The sequence below is a fragment of the Actinomadura rugatobispora genome, from assembly GCF_055379765.1.
In genome coordinates, this window is sequence record NZ_AP029191.1 from 2,957,114 (window position 1) to 2,970,436 (window position 13,323).

Genomic DNA, 13,323 nt, shown 5'->3' on the forward strand with positions numbered 1-13,323 from the left:
AGTCGTCTCTGCCTCCCGGTTGAGGATCTTGCGCACGTCAATGACGATCACTTCGGACATCGCCCGCGGTCCTGGTGCCGCGCAGCGTCCTCCTGCCCACGCGTGGAGACACAGGCTCCAGGAGCGCGGCCGTTGAACCGCGTGCCGGCCGCGGCGGCGCCACTCCTTCCTGACCGAGCCGGGTGGGGTGCTACTGGGTGACCTGGGTGATGTGGTTGACGAGTTGGTCGCTGAGGGCGTTGAGGTGCTCGTAGGCGCTGAGGTGGCCGCTGCGGGCGGCTCGGGAGAACCAGGTGGCCGCTTCCCATGCCTTGCCCTGCCGCCGCACCCGCCGCTCCGCGAAGAGCAGTTCGCCGCCAACAGCGGATTCACCCGCGCGGTGGAGCGGCGCCGCCCGCTGTACCGCCGGTTCCCGCCGGGCGAGCCGCCGGCCGACCTGTTGCCCGAAGGGTCGACGGCCTGGCTGACCGAAGCGGCCGCCAACAGCGTGGTGCTGTTGCCGGTGATGGTCGACGGGACCGTGGCGGCGGTGGTGACCGCCGCCACCTGCGGGGACCGTCCGCCCGTGAGCCCGGGCGACGCCGACCTGCGGATCGTCGCCCGCTGCCTGCCGAGCCCCTCGGCCGCCGAGGTCGGCGGCGACCGGTACGACTCCGTCGTTCTCCCCGACGGCGCGACCGTGCTGGCCATCGGTGACGCGGCCGGCCACAACCTTGACGCCGCCGTCCAGATGAGCCAGCTGCGGAACATGCTGCGGGCGCTGAGCGTCGATCGCCTCGGCCGGCCCGGCGAGATCCTGCGGCGGCTCAAGATCGTCATGGAATCACTGGCCCCCGACGCGACCGCCACCTGTGCCCTGGCTCGCGTCGAGCAAACCCAACCCGACCAGTGGCAGCTCAACTACGCCGTAGCCGGACACCCGCCACCGCTCCTGGTCACGCCCGACGGCGACTGCCGCCTGCTGGAAGACGCCGCCAATCCCCTGCTGGGCGTGGTTTTCGATCAGCCCTACGACAGCGCCGTTGAGCACCTGCCACCGCGCTCCACCGTACTGCTGTACACCGACGGCCTGGTCGAACGTCCGGGCGAGGACCTGGACCAGGGGCTGGAGCGGCTCCGCGAACAAGCCTCGGCGCTCGCGCGCCGCCCCCTGGACGGCTTTTGCGACGGCCTCCTGAACAGTCTCCTCGCCACCACCGGCACCGACGACATCGCCCTGATCGCGCTCCGGGCACCCACCGGCTCCAAACCAGGCCCCTGACGCGGGCGCGGACCTGCTTTCGAGAACGGCACAGTGGCGCCTATGCACGCCCAGCGGTGCGCGGCTCGCGCGGGAGGGGAAGCTTGTTGTTCATGGTCCGGGTTCGGCCGGTGGGTTGAACGCCCTGGTGTACGTGGGCGTTCGCCGGACGTGGAAGCGACCCTGATCATGGCGGATGGTGCAGTGACCACCCGTTCTTCTTCGTTCAACCGGACCCGCCCGGCTCCTGGCCGGGAACAGCGGGGTTCTCCCGGTAAACCAGGAGCTGGTACCCAGGCACGCTGGCGACGTTGAAGGCGTGGAAGTCGATGCTCAGCAGCCCCCGGGCGGGGTGGCGCAACACCTTCGTCTCGTGGGTCTTGGGCCGCACGTCGTGGCGCGCCCACAGGCCGGGGAACTCCGGGCTCTCGGCCTCCAGCCGGTCGAGCAGCTCCCGAAGCCGGGCGGGAGCGACGGCGAAGTCGGCGCTGTCGCGCAGATTGGCCACGGTCGCCTCGGCGGAGGCCTCCCAATCGACGAAGAACCGGCGGCCCTCTGGGTCCAGCAGGACCATCTCCAGCAGGTTCGCGGTCTCCTCGAAGCCGGCGAACAGCTTCTGCGCCTCGGCGTTCATCGCCAGGACGTCGAGTACCGGATCCAGCAAGATCGCGCCGGAGTCGCTCCACGAGTCCATCAGTGTCAGCAGCTCGGTCGGTACCGGCCGGACCGTCGCCTCTTCGCCGAGTCGGTGCGCCGCACCGGCCAGTGCGTACAGGTGCCGCTCCTCGGCCTCGGTCAACCGCAGCGCCTGGGAGAGGCCGGCGAGGACCACTTGCGAGGGGCGGGTCTCCTTGCCCTGCTCCAGACGGCGGTAGTAGTCGACGCTCACTCCGGCCAGCGCGGCGACCTCGTCGCGGCGCAGGCCGGGGACACGACGCTCGCCCGCCGCGGGCATTCCGACGGCCTCGGGCGTCACCTTGGCACGGCGGGTCATGAGGAACTCGCCCAACTCGGCGCGTGGCATGATTCGAGGCTACCGGCGGTCACGATGCACCCCTGCTCAGTGGGGGGCCGTATCACTACCCCCCGATTCGGCGGAACCGGATGCACGCTTTCGGCATGAACACAACGCAGAGCATCCAGCCCTCCGCCCAGGTCGTCTCCGGCACCCCGCTCGCCGGACGTGTCGCCGTGGTGACCGGTGCCTCCAGCGGCATCGGCGAAGCGACCGCCGCCCGCTTCGCGGAACTCGGCGCGAAGGTGGCGCTGGTGGCCCGCCGCGGCGACCGGCTCGACCAGGTCGAGGACCGCGTCCGCGCCGACGGCGGAACCGCCCTGGCCCTGCCGACCGACGTCACCGACCGCGCCGCCGTCCTCGCGATGGCCGACCGGGTCGCCGACGAACTCGGCCAGGTCGACCTCGTCTTCGCCAACGCCGGCGTACAGCTCATCTCGGGCATCACCGACCTGGCCACGGCGGACTGGGACGCCCAGATCGACCTCAACATCAAGGGCGTCATGAACACCATCCAGGCCTTCGTGCCGTCCCTGGAGTCGGCCGCGGCCGCCGGCCGGAGCGCCGACCTCATCACCACATCGTCGATCGCCGCCGTCCGGATCCTGGAGGGCTTCCAGGTCTACTCGGCGACCAAGGCCTACGTCACCCAGCTCTCCAAGCTGCTGCGCACCGAGCTGGGCCGCAAGAAGATCCGCGTGGCGACGATCGAGCCGGGCATGGTCGACACCGAGCTGCCGGACCACGTCACCGACCCGGCGGCGAGCAAGCTCATGGCCGACCTGATCGCCCAGATCGACGTCCTTTCGTCCGAAGACGTCGCGGAAACGGTCGCCTTCATGAGCGCGGTCCCCAAGCACGTCAACCTGACCGAGATCACCATCCTCCCGACCGAGCAGATCATCTAGTGCCTCGGCCAGCGGGACCATGGGGTCGATGTCCAGACCCCGAGCTCCGGTCACCGTGACGTCGACCATGCGCCAGCGGCCCTGCACCTGGGAGTGCAGGGCCGCCTCGACCAGGAGTGCCTCATGCCGGGTGTTGCAGCCGTCCCGACCCGCGGTGAGACCGAGAGCGAGGACGACGGCGGCGATGCGGCGCCGGGGGCTGCCCTCGTGCGCTGTATGAGTTCGGCGTTGTGCGCACACCCAAAGTGATCGGCAGGGTGGGCAAGGCGTCGCCCACACATCCTGCCCGCCCCGTTTCGCACGAGTGAACGTTCCGCCGGCCGCCGGCCAGGCGGGCATCATCAAATGGTGCCCCGCCTGTCGGTAGGCCGGAGTCCAAGCCCCAGACGGGCAAGCAGCTCCTGACGTGCGGCTCAGTCACGTGATCGCGAGGGTGCCGTAGGCGGTGAACGCGGTTTGGTGCCAGGGGGCGGCGCCCGCCTGGGGCATGGCGGTGGCCTGGCTGTCGCCGAGGATCGTGGGCGCGGTCGTGGTGGCCACGTTGTTGAAGGTCACCTGGTTAGTCGTCAGCAGGTCCTCGACCGTCGGGTTCGCAGCCAAGCCCTCGGGCGGGTTGCCACCGGGAGGGGTGGCGCAAACGTCGCTGGGGGCGTGGCGGGGCGATCATCGTGAGTGCGGTCGCGCGTGATCGGTCATGCTCCCGCGTGCTCCGGCACGCTCCTGTTGCCAGGTTCCTTCGGGGTCGAGTTGCTCGTAGGTCTCGAGATGGCCGTCCAAGCCGCCGTCCTTGGCGATGAGGGCATTGGTTCGCCGGTTGATGATGTCTTAGGTGTCCTGACCAGTCTGGCCGCCGGTGATGATGCGGAAGCCGGCCGCCTCCGCTTTTTCGATCTTGGCCAGGATCGCAGTCGTCTCTGCCTCCCGCGTCTTGAGGATCTTGCGCACGCGATGACGATCGCCTCGGACATCGCCCGCGGCCCTGGTGCCGCGCAGCGCACCCTGCCACGTGTGGAGACACAGGAGCCGGGAAGCGCGCCCCGTTGAACCACGTGCCGGCCGCGACGGCGCAACTGCCTTCCTGGTCGACCCGGTGGTGTGCTACTGGGTGACCTGGGTGATGTGGGTGACGAGTTGGTCGCTGAGCGCGTTGAGGTGCTCGTAGGCGCTGAGGTGGCCGCTGCGGGCGGCGCGGGAGAACCAGGTGGCCGCTTCCCATGCCTTGCCCTGGTCGGTGTGGATCAGGCCGATCTGGTAGCAGGCTTCGGCGTCTCCGTGTTTGGTGGCCGCCTGGAAGAACACCAGCGCCGAGCTGAAGTTCCCGTTGCGCTGGTAGGAGCGGGCGATCTGGTGGGCGGTCCCGCGGATGGCCAGGTGAGCCGCGGGGTGGTAGTGGAGTTGCTGGGCTCCGGCGTGGCCGGCTCTGGTGGCCTTGTCCAGGTAGGCATGGCCGTCCTCGCGTTCATCGCACAGCAGCAGCACGGCGAGCTGGAAGGCGGCCTCGGCGACCTCGGCGGGAGGGTGGGCTGCGGATTCGGCATGTCTGAGCAGCCGGGCACCGGTGCGCCCGTAGTCGTTCAAGATGCGCTTCAGCGGCGGGGTCAGCTCCGCGGGCGGGTCACCATTGATCATCTCTGCGGCGTTGCTGGCGGCGGCCAGCAGAACCGCGATCTCCCGTATCTCGGCCAGCGGGACCTCCTCTATCCGGGCGCCACCGGTGAACACCTCCGCGGCGGCCAGTGCCTCCAGGACCGCCGTGGGCACTGGCGCGCGCGTCGACTCCCGGGCCTGGGGAGGCAGGCGGCCCTGCCCATCGTTTTGCGGGCCTACCGCAGGGGGCGGTGGGCCCGCCTCCTGCGGTGGCACCGCTCTGTCAGACGCGCCAGGCGGCTGCGCTGGGGGCTGGGTGTGGGCAGATGGGACGGGGGTGTACACCTCCTCAATCCGAGGGGCGAGGGGTGGCGGTGAGGGGGGCTGAGACCGTCGTTCGTCGTTCTCCCTGGTGATCGCGCGGTTGGCGGCGGCCAATCGCGCCGCCCACTCGGTCGGAGTGCCCATGCCGAGCTCGTCGGGGTCCAAGCCCCCCTCGGCAACGGCCGCCCGGCAGGCCTTGACGAACGCCATCAGCCACTGCAGGCGGGGCGGTCTGGCACGCTTTCCCGCCAGCCACTCGTGGGTGGTCGACTCCACCAGCAGCACACCGCCGTTCTTGGCAGACAATCTGCGCAGGTCCGGCAATGTGGTACTCGCCATGGCGAATAGGTCGTTCATGGCGTCAATAAGGCTCCGCAGAGCCGGGCTCTGTGGAGCCCGGGGGTTTCGAGGCATGCCCCATCCGGATTGAACAGAGTGATTGCTGTCCATAGTTGATCAGATACTTCCGACATAGAACAGCAGCTTGCAGTTTTGGTGACGAACTGCGCTCTGTCCCCAAACCCCTAGCGCGAGCATGTCTCCACCCACATCTCACACCATTGTCGAGACCGGAGTTGTCATCTGCGGATACCCCGTAGCCCTCCGACCCCTTCAAGATCTTTCAGGCGAATTCAAGATCCTTCCGAAGGGTTCAAGATCCTTGTGGAAGTTTCAGGGTCGCACCGAATGCTCCAAGATCTATATGAGGTGTTTCGGGGTCTTTGGCAGTCGGGACGCCGACGGCCGGCCAGTGCGAGCGTGGGCGCCGTCCCAGCCCTATGACTCACCGGAAGGCCCGCATGCCCCCCACCGCGCCGCCGTCCGCCCCGTCCCCACCCGCGGGAGGCACGGTGCTCAATCCGCGACACTCCGACGACGACCTGATCGCCTTCACCCTGATCGCGATCCAGTCGTTGACCACCGGCCGGACCCTGCCCTCCGGTGTCCGCATCGACGAACTCGACGCAGACACCCTTGTGGAGTTCTGGGCCGACCAGCGCATGGAACGGCCCGTTCGGCCCAGGGACAGCCGGTGATCACACTGCCGGGGCCGGCGTTCCTCACCCTGGCGGCGCTCACCCGCTCCCCCGCCTCCTCATACACGGCGGCCCACTGCCCCGAGGTACACCGGCGCGCGTTCTGTCAGCCGCAGCGACGGGTTGCCGAAGAAGTCGTCGACGAGGGCAACGGGTAGAGGGGCCGATAGGAGGTCTGTCCTGCATGTAGGCGCCTTCCCGAGCCAAATGGGCTGTCCGGGATCAAGCGCAGTGCGGAGGCGTGCTCACCGGTCGCGGGTGGTCCTGCGCGGAATCGCTGTGCGGATCGCCCGCCGCGGCGTCCCTGTCCATCGGCCAGCCCGGAGCGGAAGGTGTTGACCCTGCTGTCTGGGTGTTGTCTGTTGGCGGACAGCGCTTGACAGCGCTACTCAGCTCGGACGGGGCCGCATACCGCACGGTTTGGTGCCGGACATTGGTGTGGGGTTCGCCTTCAAGCCGACAACGTGCACCCCGGCGGAGTTGACGGCCAGGTGCATCAGCGTGTCGCCGCGGTGGAGTGTCCAGCCCGACGAGAGCCGCGTTCTTCCGCTTTGTGGGGATGTCGGTTCGGCCTTCCTCGTGCCACGGACGCTCACCAGTCAGTCGAGGTGGCCGTCCGGTGTCATCCGCCTCCCGTGGAGTGCACGCCACCGGCAGTTCCTCGACGTCGCGCGCACGCTCATCCGGGAGGAGGGCACCGAGTCCCTCACACTCAGCGGCGCTTCGAGACCCGCAGCGGCCTTCTGGCCGAACTCTACGGCCGCCGGGACCGCGCGCTACGGGAGCCGACGCCTACGCCAGTTGCGCCATCGCCGAGGGCGCCGAGTTGGTGGCGGCACTGGTTCGTACGCCGGAGCTCCACGCGCTGTGGCGGAACGCGGAGACCGCCTTCGCAGGCAAGTGCCGCGCGGCGCTCGCCCTGTTCGCCATCGAGCACGCCCCCTTGCCGGCTCGCTACTATGTGGTACTTTATAGTGGTACTCGGTACTACAAGGTACCCGGAGATCAAAGAGGGCCCGCGATTGGACGACCTGACGGAGATGCTGAAGGGCACGCTTGAGGGCTGCGTGCTTGAAATCATCGGCAGCGAGGAGACCTACGGGTATGCCATCACGCGTCGGCTGAACGAACTGGGCTTCGCCGACGTCGTCGAGGGGACCGTTTACACCATCCTGCTGCGGCTGGAGAAGAACGGGCTCGTCCAGGTGACGAAACGACCGTCCGGGCAGGGCCCGCCGCGCAAGTTCTATGCGCTCAACGACGCGGGACGCAAAGAACTCGCGACGTTCTGGGCCAAATGGGAGTACGTCACGTCCCGGATCGACAAGCTCAAGGAGGGTGGGAGATGAAGTTCTGGGAGACCATGACAGGCAGCGATCTCACCAGGGAATGGAAGGCGTTCGAAGCCCGGGCCGAGGTATTGCCGACCGACTACCGGGCGGCGTGGGAAGAGATCAAGGGCCACATTTTTCCCTACGCGGACTTCACAGGTCGAAATCTGATGCCGATTCTCGACAACGCGCTGGGACTGCTCGAAGAGACCGCATCGGACGGGCAGAGCGTTCACGACGTGCTGGGTGACGACATCGAGGGCTTCTGCGCGGCGCTGGCCGGCGGAGAAAGGGCTCGGAGCTACCGCGACCGGTGGCGCGAGCAGCTGAACAGGAATGTCGCGAAGAAGTTGGGTCGACTAGGAGGCTGACGTGGGCATCCAGGACATCATCGAGGGCAAGAAGCAGTGGCGGGCGCACATGGCGCGAGTCAAGGCCCTTCCGCCGGACTATCAGATCGTCTACAAGGAGATGCAGAGGTACATCTTCAAGGTCGGACCGGTCGACTTGCTGGACGGGTCCCTGCTCTCAGGGATCGTTGATTTCTTCGAGGAGGGCGTCGCGACCGACAGGGGAGTTCTGGAACTCACCGGCAACGATGTCGCCGCCTTCTGCGACGACCTGCTCAAAAACTCGCGCACCTACGCGGACATCCATCAGGAGTCCATCGGCGGGAAGCCCGGCACGGCCGAGAAGTAACCCGGTGCCGGCGGAATTCTTCGATGGGTGAGCCGAAAGAGAACCTCGGGCCCTGACCGTCGGCCGCCTGCTTGCTATTGTGCCGCGCCGGTCCTCCCGCCGAAGCCGCCGTCGCGGTCGCTCGCGGCGCTCGGCCGGTGGACGCCCGCCCGCTTTTCCGGCGGACGGTGACATCCCGAGCGCGATCGTCATCGCGCAACCATCTGGACTGGCGTCCCGCCCCTGCCTGCCTAGCCCGACCTGCCACGACCTGGGACGAGCCCGCGCCGGTGCTGCCAGTCGGCGACGCCAAGGCGTGTACGGCGCGGTCCTGCCGCGCAGCCAAGCCGGCCACATCGGCACCCCCTCAACAACGGCGGCACCATCCGCCTCCGGGCGGCATCGCCTCCCGCGACCTTTGATCCCCCTGTGAGGAGCAGCATCATGGCCGACCTGGCCATCGCGGCCCACGGACTGCGCAAGTCCTACCGCGACAAGGTGGTACTCGACGGCATCGACCTGTCCGTCCCCGAAGGAACGATCTTTTCCCTGCTCGGCCCCAACGGTGCCGGCAAGACCACCGCCGTCCAAATCCTGTCCACCCTGATCGGCGCCGACGGCGGCGACATCCGGGTGGCGGGCCACGACCTGGCCGAAGACCCCCAGGCGGTCCGCGCGTCCATCGGCGTGACCGGTCAGTACTCGGCCGTGGACAAGCTCCTCACCGGCGAGGAGAACCTCGACCTCATGGCCGACCTGCACCACCTTCCGCGACGCGAGGGCCGGCGGCTCACCGCGCGGCTGCTGGAGCGGTTCGACCTGGTCGAGGCCGCCGGCAAGCTCGCGTCCACCTACTCCGGCGGCATGCGGCGCCGGCTGGATCTGGCGATGACGCTGGTCGGGAACCCGCGGGTCATCTTCCTGGACGAGCCCACCACCGGCCTGGACCCGCGCAGCCGTCGCACCATGTGGCAGATCATCCGGGACCTGGCAGAGCGCGGGGTCACGGTCTTCCTCACCACCCAGTACCTGGAGGAAGCCGACCATCTCGCCGACCGCATCGCGATGCTCGACCACGGCACGCTGATCGCCGAAGGCACCCCCGAGGAACTCAAGCGGCTCATCCCCGGTGGGCACGTCAGCCTGCGCTTCGCCGACGAGCACGGCGTCGACTCCGCGCTCCGCGCGCTGGGCACCGGCTTCCTGAACGGCGACGCTCTCACCCTGCAGGTCCCCAGCGACGGCAGCGTCGGCTCGCTGCGGCAGTTGCTCGCCCGCCTGGACGACCAGTCGATCGATGTCGAGGAGCTGTCGGTGCACACCCCCGACCTCGACGACGTCTTCCTCACCCTCACCGGCAACCCGAAGGACGAGGTTCGATGAGCACCGCCGTTGCCACCCGCCCGCTGGCCGACTCGGCGACGATGATCCGCCGGCGCCTGAAGCACATGCTCCGCTACCCCGCGATGACGGTGCAGCTCATCGGCATGCCGGTGGTCTTCCTGCTGCTGTTCGTGTACGTCTTCGGCGGCACCCTCGGGAACGGGCTCGCCGGCGGAGGGGGCCGCGAGGCCTATCTCAACTACGTGACCCCCGGCATCATCCTGATGACCACCGTCGGCGCCGCCACCAGCACCGCCATCTCGGTGGCCATGGACGCGGCGGAGGGGATCGTCGCCCGGTTCCGGACCATGGCCATCGCCCGATCGTCGATCCTCACCGGACACGTCATCGGCAGCATGATCTCCATCGCGATCAGCGTCGTCGTCGTCACCGTCGTCGCCCTGGCGATCGGCTTCCGGCCCGACGCCCACCCCGCCGAATGGATCGCCGCCGCGGGCCTGCTGACGCTGTTCGTCTTCTCGCTCACCTGGCTGGCGGTCGCGCTCGGCCTGGCGGCCAAGAATCCCGAGGGCGCCAGCAACGCGCCCCTGCTGCTGATGCTGCTGCCCTTCTTCGGCAGCGGCTTCGTGCCCACCGACTCGATGCCGACCGCCCTGCGCTGGTTCGCCGAATACCAGCCGTTCACTCCCGCCATCGAGACCCTGCGCGGGCTGCTGATGGGCGACGCCATCGGCGACAGCGCCTACCAGACGCTCGCCTGGTCCGTGGGCATCACCCTGGTCGGCTTCTTCTGGTCGGTAAGGCTGTTCAACCGCGACCCCAGCCGCTGACCGACCAGGCCGAACGGGGCCGTCAGACCTGCTGGTTCTGGCGGCCCCTGAACACTTCTCTCAAGCCACGCGTTCCCGGGGTCGCCATGTGACGGTTCTTCAGGGCACGCGCGGGAGGACCTGGTGCTGGAGGCGACCCGGGACGTGACCCCGGGACGGCCGCGGCCGCACCCGGAGCCCAGTGTTCATCACTCACCGCCGACCCGGCAGGGCAAGGTGCTCGGATCGCGTGACCTCTGCCCCGCCACCGGGGGCGCGCCTGTCCTACAGGCAGGCCCGCGCGCTGCCGATCGAGACTCGGCCGCGAGGTAGGAGAACACGCGGGCGTTTCCCGCCGCATCGTCGACCGGGCGGGGCACACGGCATCGTCCTCGATCCGCCGCTCGGCCAGGAGAAGCTCGGGCAGCTGATCAAGGTGGCCCGGCAGACGACCCACCCCCCAGGAAGATCACGCTCCTCAACGTGCCCGACCTGCGCCGCATCGCCGGGCATGAAAAAGGAGTGGTGGGATGGATCTTGGTGGTGGGAGGGTCGGCGGATGGCTGTCGCACGTGTTGACCTGCTGCTCAAGCAAGTGGACATCGCTTGGGCGCTGTTCGAATATCACCTGGAGGGGATCGACGACGACCTCTGTCTCTGGGAGCCGGCGCCGCACTGCTGGACGGTCCGGCAGGACGAGCGAGGCCGCTGGGTCGCCGACTGGCAGGTTCCCGAGCCCGACCCCGTCCCCGCGCTCACCATCGGCTGGCTGACCTGGCACATCGGGTTCTGGTGGACGACCACGCTCGGGCACTGCTTCGGGACGGGCGCGCCGGAGCGCGAGGAGATCACCTGGCCGGGCACCGCCGCCGGAGCCGCCGACTGGCTGCGCGATCTCAAGGCCGACTGGCAGAAACAGCTGGCCGGGCTCACCGATGCCGACCTCGACTCCACCGAGCGGACCGCCACCCTGCCCTGGGGTGAGGGGATGACGCTCGGGGACATCGCGGGCTGGGTCACCGTCGAACTGACCAAGAACGTCGCGGAGATCGGGCTCGTGCGGAACCTGCACGGCGCCCTGGGCGTCAAGAGCGCCTGAAGGCGCGCCGTACGAGACCCCGGCGCGGAGCGACCGTGAGGGAGAGGTTGCCCTTCTCGGTGACGTACGGCGCGACGCCCTTCACCGTTGTGGGGTGAAGGCGCTCCGGTGCCTGGAGGCGGCGCTCGTCGACCGAGTCACCGACCGCGATACGGCACCACACGTCCCATTTGCCGGGGCCGAGGTCGTGCAGGGGAAGCCGCCCGGCGGCCTCGGTCCGGCGCCGGACGGTCAGCGGCGTCTCGAACTCCGCCGCGCCGTCACGGCGCCGCAGCACGGCCGTGACCTCGACGTCGGCCGCCGTCCTGACCGCCAGTTCCAGTTCCAGCTCGGGAACCCTGCTCACGGCGGCGGCGGCCGTCGCGATCGGGGCGGGCCCGCCGGCCAGCCCGCCGCAGTGCACGGCCAAGGCCCCCGACCCGCTGGTGAAGTACGGCGCCGCGTACGGCGGCCCGCCCTTGACCGGCACCACGCGAGCCCCTGGCAACTCCACCGTGGCGCCGGGTTTCGGAAGGAGAACACCCTCGCGCCTGATGTCGCCCGCCGTCATGACGGCGACGACGTCCCAGCGCCCCGCGGGCAGCGGTCCGCCGCCCGCCAGCGTCGCCAGGTCGATGACGGCCGTCATCTCCGGCACCTCGCCGTGCCAGGCCGCCACCTCGAACGGCACCCCGTACTCGGCCGCGCCGTCCCGCTGCCGCAGGACGAGCTCCGCCGACTGGTCCCAGGTGCCGAGCTCGGTCAGGAAGGCGTATCCGCGCACCCGCAGACGGCCGTCGCTCCACTCGACCGCCTCCAGCCGCCGCCGCTGCCGCACCCGGTGCGTGATCTCGTAGCACGTCTCGGGGACGGCCAGCGCCGCGTCCCGGAAGCCGGGGTAGAGCTGGAACGCCCGCGCGCCCTCGACGGTCACCGGCGGCGGCGTCCCGTCCAGGCCGGACTGGACGACCCGGGCGAGCAGCCCGTCCAGGCCGTGGGTGACGCAGTGCGCGATCACCCGGCCGCGGGCGCCGAACCGCTCGGCGACGCCGTCGGTCCACCACGCCTCGAACAGCGCCCGCGCGCCGTCGCGGGTCGCGGCCTGCTCGGCGGCGTCCAGCGCCGGGTAGCGGCGGCCGAACCGGGAGAAGACCTCGTTCAGGAAGTGCCGGGCCATGAGCCGGTCGCGGTCGGACCCGGGTGGCACCTGCTCACCGGCGAAGGCCATGACCTCGCCGATGGCCGTGAAGTACTCGGCGGCATCGGAGCCGCCCTGCTGCAGGACGCTCGTACCGTCCTCGCGGTCGATCCAGTAGTAGCAGTCGTACTCGCCGACGACCGAGATCCCGTCGGCCGCGAAGTAGGCCCTGGCGGTGAAGAGCTCGTCCTCGTGCGAGAACTGCCCCTCGGGGAACCTCAGCCCGAGCCCCTCGACCAGCGACCGCCGGAACAGCTTCAGCACCGACAGCGAGTCGTACACGGAGGGGCCGGTGGCGAGCACCGTCGTGCGCGGGACGTCGCGGTCGAAGCGGGGCGCCTTGCGTCCCACGCCCACGTACCGGCCGACCACCACGTCGGTGCCGTTCGCGTCGGCCATGGCGCACATGCGCTCCAGCGCCTCGGGCCCCAGGTGGTCGTCGGCGTCCAGGAAGAAGACGTACTCGCCGGCCGCCAGTTCGAGCCCAGCGTTACGCGGCCCGCCCGGCCCGCCCGAGTTGGGCTGGTGGACGACCCGCAGCTGCGGCCACCGCTCCGCCCAGCGGTCAAGCTCCTCGCCGCTGCCGTCGGTGGACCCGTCGTCGACGGCGATGACCTCTATCGCGTCGCGGCCGATCGACTGGTCGTACACCGACCGCAGGGCCCGCCCCAGGCTCGACCGGCAGTTGTACACCGGCACGATCACGCTGACTTTCAGGGTGTCACCGCCTCCGCACGGTCAGGGTCCGGGATACCGGGCCGCCGACCGGAGCGA

Annotated in this window: 14 protein-coding genes; 9 read left to right on the top strand and 5 right to left on the bottom strand. The window is 69.6% G+C overall.

Features of this window, described 5'->3' with window-relative positions:
* Nucleotides 1-190: 190 nt before the first annotated feature.
* On the bottom strand, nt 191-328 hold the full coding sequence (locus ACZ466_RS12210) for a hypothetical protein (protein ID WP_464043471.1): 138 nt from the start codon (nt 326-328) through the stop codon (nt 191-193).
* Nucleotides 329-379: 51 nt separating this feature from the next.
* Between ACZ466_RS12210 and ACZ466_RS12215 the strand changes: the two genes are divergently transcribed.
* Entirely contained in the window at nt 380-1,261 is an 882-nt protein-coding gene (locus ACZ466_RS12215; protein WP_464043473.1) for a PP2C family protein-serine/threonine phosphatase, read from the top strand.
* A 205-nt stretch (nt 1,262-1,466) separates the two neighbouring features.
* Here ACZ466_RS12215 and ACZ466_RS12220 read toward each other — a convergent pair whose 3' ends face one another.
* Nucleotides 1,467-2,264: a helix-turn-helix transcriptional regulator gene (locus ACZ466_RS12220; RefSeq protein ID WP_378279890.1), complete on the bottom strand. Its 798-nt coding sequence runs from the start codon at nt 2,262-2,264 to the stop codon at nt 1,467-1,469.
* A 95-nt stretch (nt 2,265-2,359) separates the two neighbouring features.
* Between ACZ466_RS12220 and ACZ466_RS12225 the strand changes: the two genes are divergently transcribed.
* Nucleotides 2,360-3,163, top strand: coding sequence for an SDR family oxidoreductase (locus ACZ466_RS12225; RefSeq protein ID WP_378279891.1), 804 nt, complete (start codon nt 2,360-2,362; stop codon nt 3,161-3,163).
* Nucleotides 3,164-3,580: 417 nt separating this feature from the next.
* Here the strand turns inward: ACZ466_RS12225 and ACZ466_RS12230 are convergent, their stop codons facing one another.
* Nucleotides 3,581-3,718 (bottom strand): hypothetical protein, encoded by a 138-nt coding sequence (locus ACZ466_RS12230; protein ID WP_464043476.1) that lies wholly within the window; start codon nt 3,716-3,718, stop codon nt 3,581-3,583.
* 543 nt (nt 3,719-4,261) lie between these two features.
* Nucleotides 4,262-4,924 carry an SEL1-like repeat protein gene (locus ACZ466_RS12235; protein WP_378279894.1) on the bottom strand — a complete coding sequence of 221 codons (663 nt, stop codon included), beginning with the start codon at nt 4,922-4,924 and terminating at the stop codon, nt 4,262-4,264.
* A gap of 1,001 nt (nt 4,925-5,925) precedes the next feature.
* Between ACZ466_RS12235 and ACZ466_RS12240 the strand changes: the two genes are divergently transcribed.
* The 7 genes from ACZ466_RS12240 to ACZ466_RS12270 all read left to right on the top strand — a co-directional run bounded on the left by ACZ466_RS12240 (nt 5,926) and on the right by ACZ466_RS12270 (nt 11,372).
* Nucleotides 5,926-6,111 carry a hypothetical protein gene (locus tag ACZ466_RS12240; RefSeq protein ID WP_378279896.1) on the top strand — a complete coding sequence of 62 codons (186 nt, stop codon included), beginning with the start codon at nt 5,926-5,928 and terminating at the stop codon, nt 6,109-6,111.
* 1,022 nt (nt 6,112-7,133) lie between these two features.
* Complete coding sequence (locus ACZ466_RS12245) at nt 7,134-7,460, top strand: PadR family transcriptional regulator (RefSeq protein WP_160826263.1); 327 nt, start codon at nt 7,134-7,136, stop codon at nt 7,458-7,460.
* A complete protein-coding gene (locus ACZ466_RS12250) occupies nt 7,457-7,813 on the top strand; it encodes a DUF1048 domain-containing protein (protein ID WP_378279898.1) in 357 nt (118 codons plus the stop codon). The genes ACZ466_RS12245 and ACZ466_RS12250 overlap by 4 nt, the downstream gene beginning before the upstream one ends.
* Before the next feature lies 1 nt (nt 7,814).
* The gene (locus tag ACZ466_RS12255; protein WP_378279900.1) at nt 7,815-8,141 is read left to right on the top strand and encodes a DUF1048 domain-containing protein; all 327 of its coding nucleotides are present in this window, start codon (nt 7,815-7,817) and stop codon (nt 8,139-8,141) included.
* 423 nt (nt 8,142-8,564) lie between these two features.
* Complete coding sequence (locus ACZ466_RS12260; RefSeq protein WP_378279902.1) at nt 8,565-9,503, top strand: ATP-binding cassette domain-containing protein; 939 nt, start codon at nt 8,565-8,567, stop codon at nt 9,501-9,503.
* The gene (locus ACZ466_RS12265) at nt 9,500-10,294 is read left to right on the top strand and encodes an ABC transporter permease (protein WP_378279903.1); all 795 of its coding nucleotides are present in this window, start codon (nt 9,500-9,502) and stop codon (nt 10,292-10,294) included. The genes ACZ466_RS12260 and ACZ466_RS12265 overlap by 4 nt, the downstream gene beginning before the upstream one ends.
* Before the next feature lie 538 nt (nt 10,295-10,832).
* Nucleotides 10,833-11,372: a DinB family protein gene (locus ACZ466_RS12270; RefSeq protein WP_378279905.1), complete on the top strand. Its 540-nt coding sequence runs from the start codon at nt 10,833-10,835 to the stop codon at nt 11,370-11,372.
* Here ACZ466_RS12270 and ACZ466_RS12275 read toward each other — a convergent pair.
* A complete protein-coding gene (locus tag ACZ466_RS12275; protein WP_378279907.1) occupies nt 11,359-13,254 on the bottom strand; it encodes a glycosyltransferase family 2 protein in 1,896 nt (631 codons plus the stop codon). The genes ACZ466_RS12270 and ACZ466_RS12275 overlap by 14 nt on opposite strands.
* Nucleotides 13,255-13,323 lie beyond the last annotated feature (69 nt).

Coding starts and splice junctions, on each gene's coding strand:
- ACZ466_RS12220 (WP_378279890.1), bottom strand. CDS start 2,264: ATGCCACGCGCCGAGTTGGGCGAGTTCCTCATGACCCGCCGTGCCAAG.
- ACZ466_RS12225 (WP_378279891.1), top strand. CDS start 2,360: ATGAACACAACGCAGAGCATCCAGCCCTCCGCCCAGGTCGTCTCCGGC.
- ACZ466_RS12250 (WP_378279898.1), top strand. CDS start 7,457: ATGAAGTTCTGGGAGACCATGACAGGCAGCGATCTCACCAGGGAATGG.
- ACZ466_RS12260 (WP_378279902.1), top strand. CDS start 8,565: ATGGCCGACCTGGCCATCGCGGCCCACGGACTGCGCAAGTCCTACCGC.
- ACZ466_RS12265 (WP_378279903.1), top strand. CDS start 9,500: ATGAGCACCGCCGTTGCCACCCGCCCGCTGGCCGACTCGGCGACGATG.
- ACZ466_RS12270 (WP_378279905.1), top strand. CDS start 10,833: ATGGCTGTCGCACGTGTTGACCTGCTGCTCAAGCAAGTGGACATCGCT.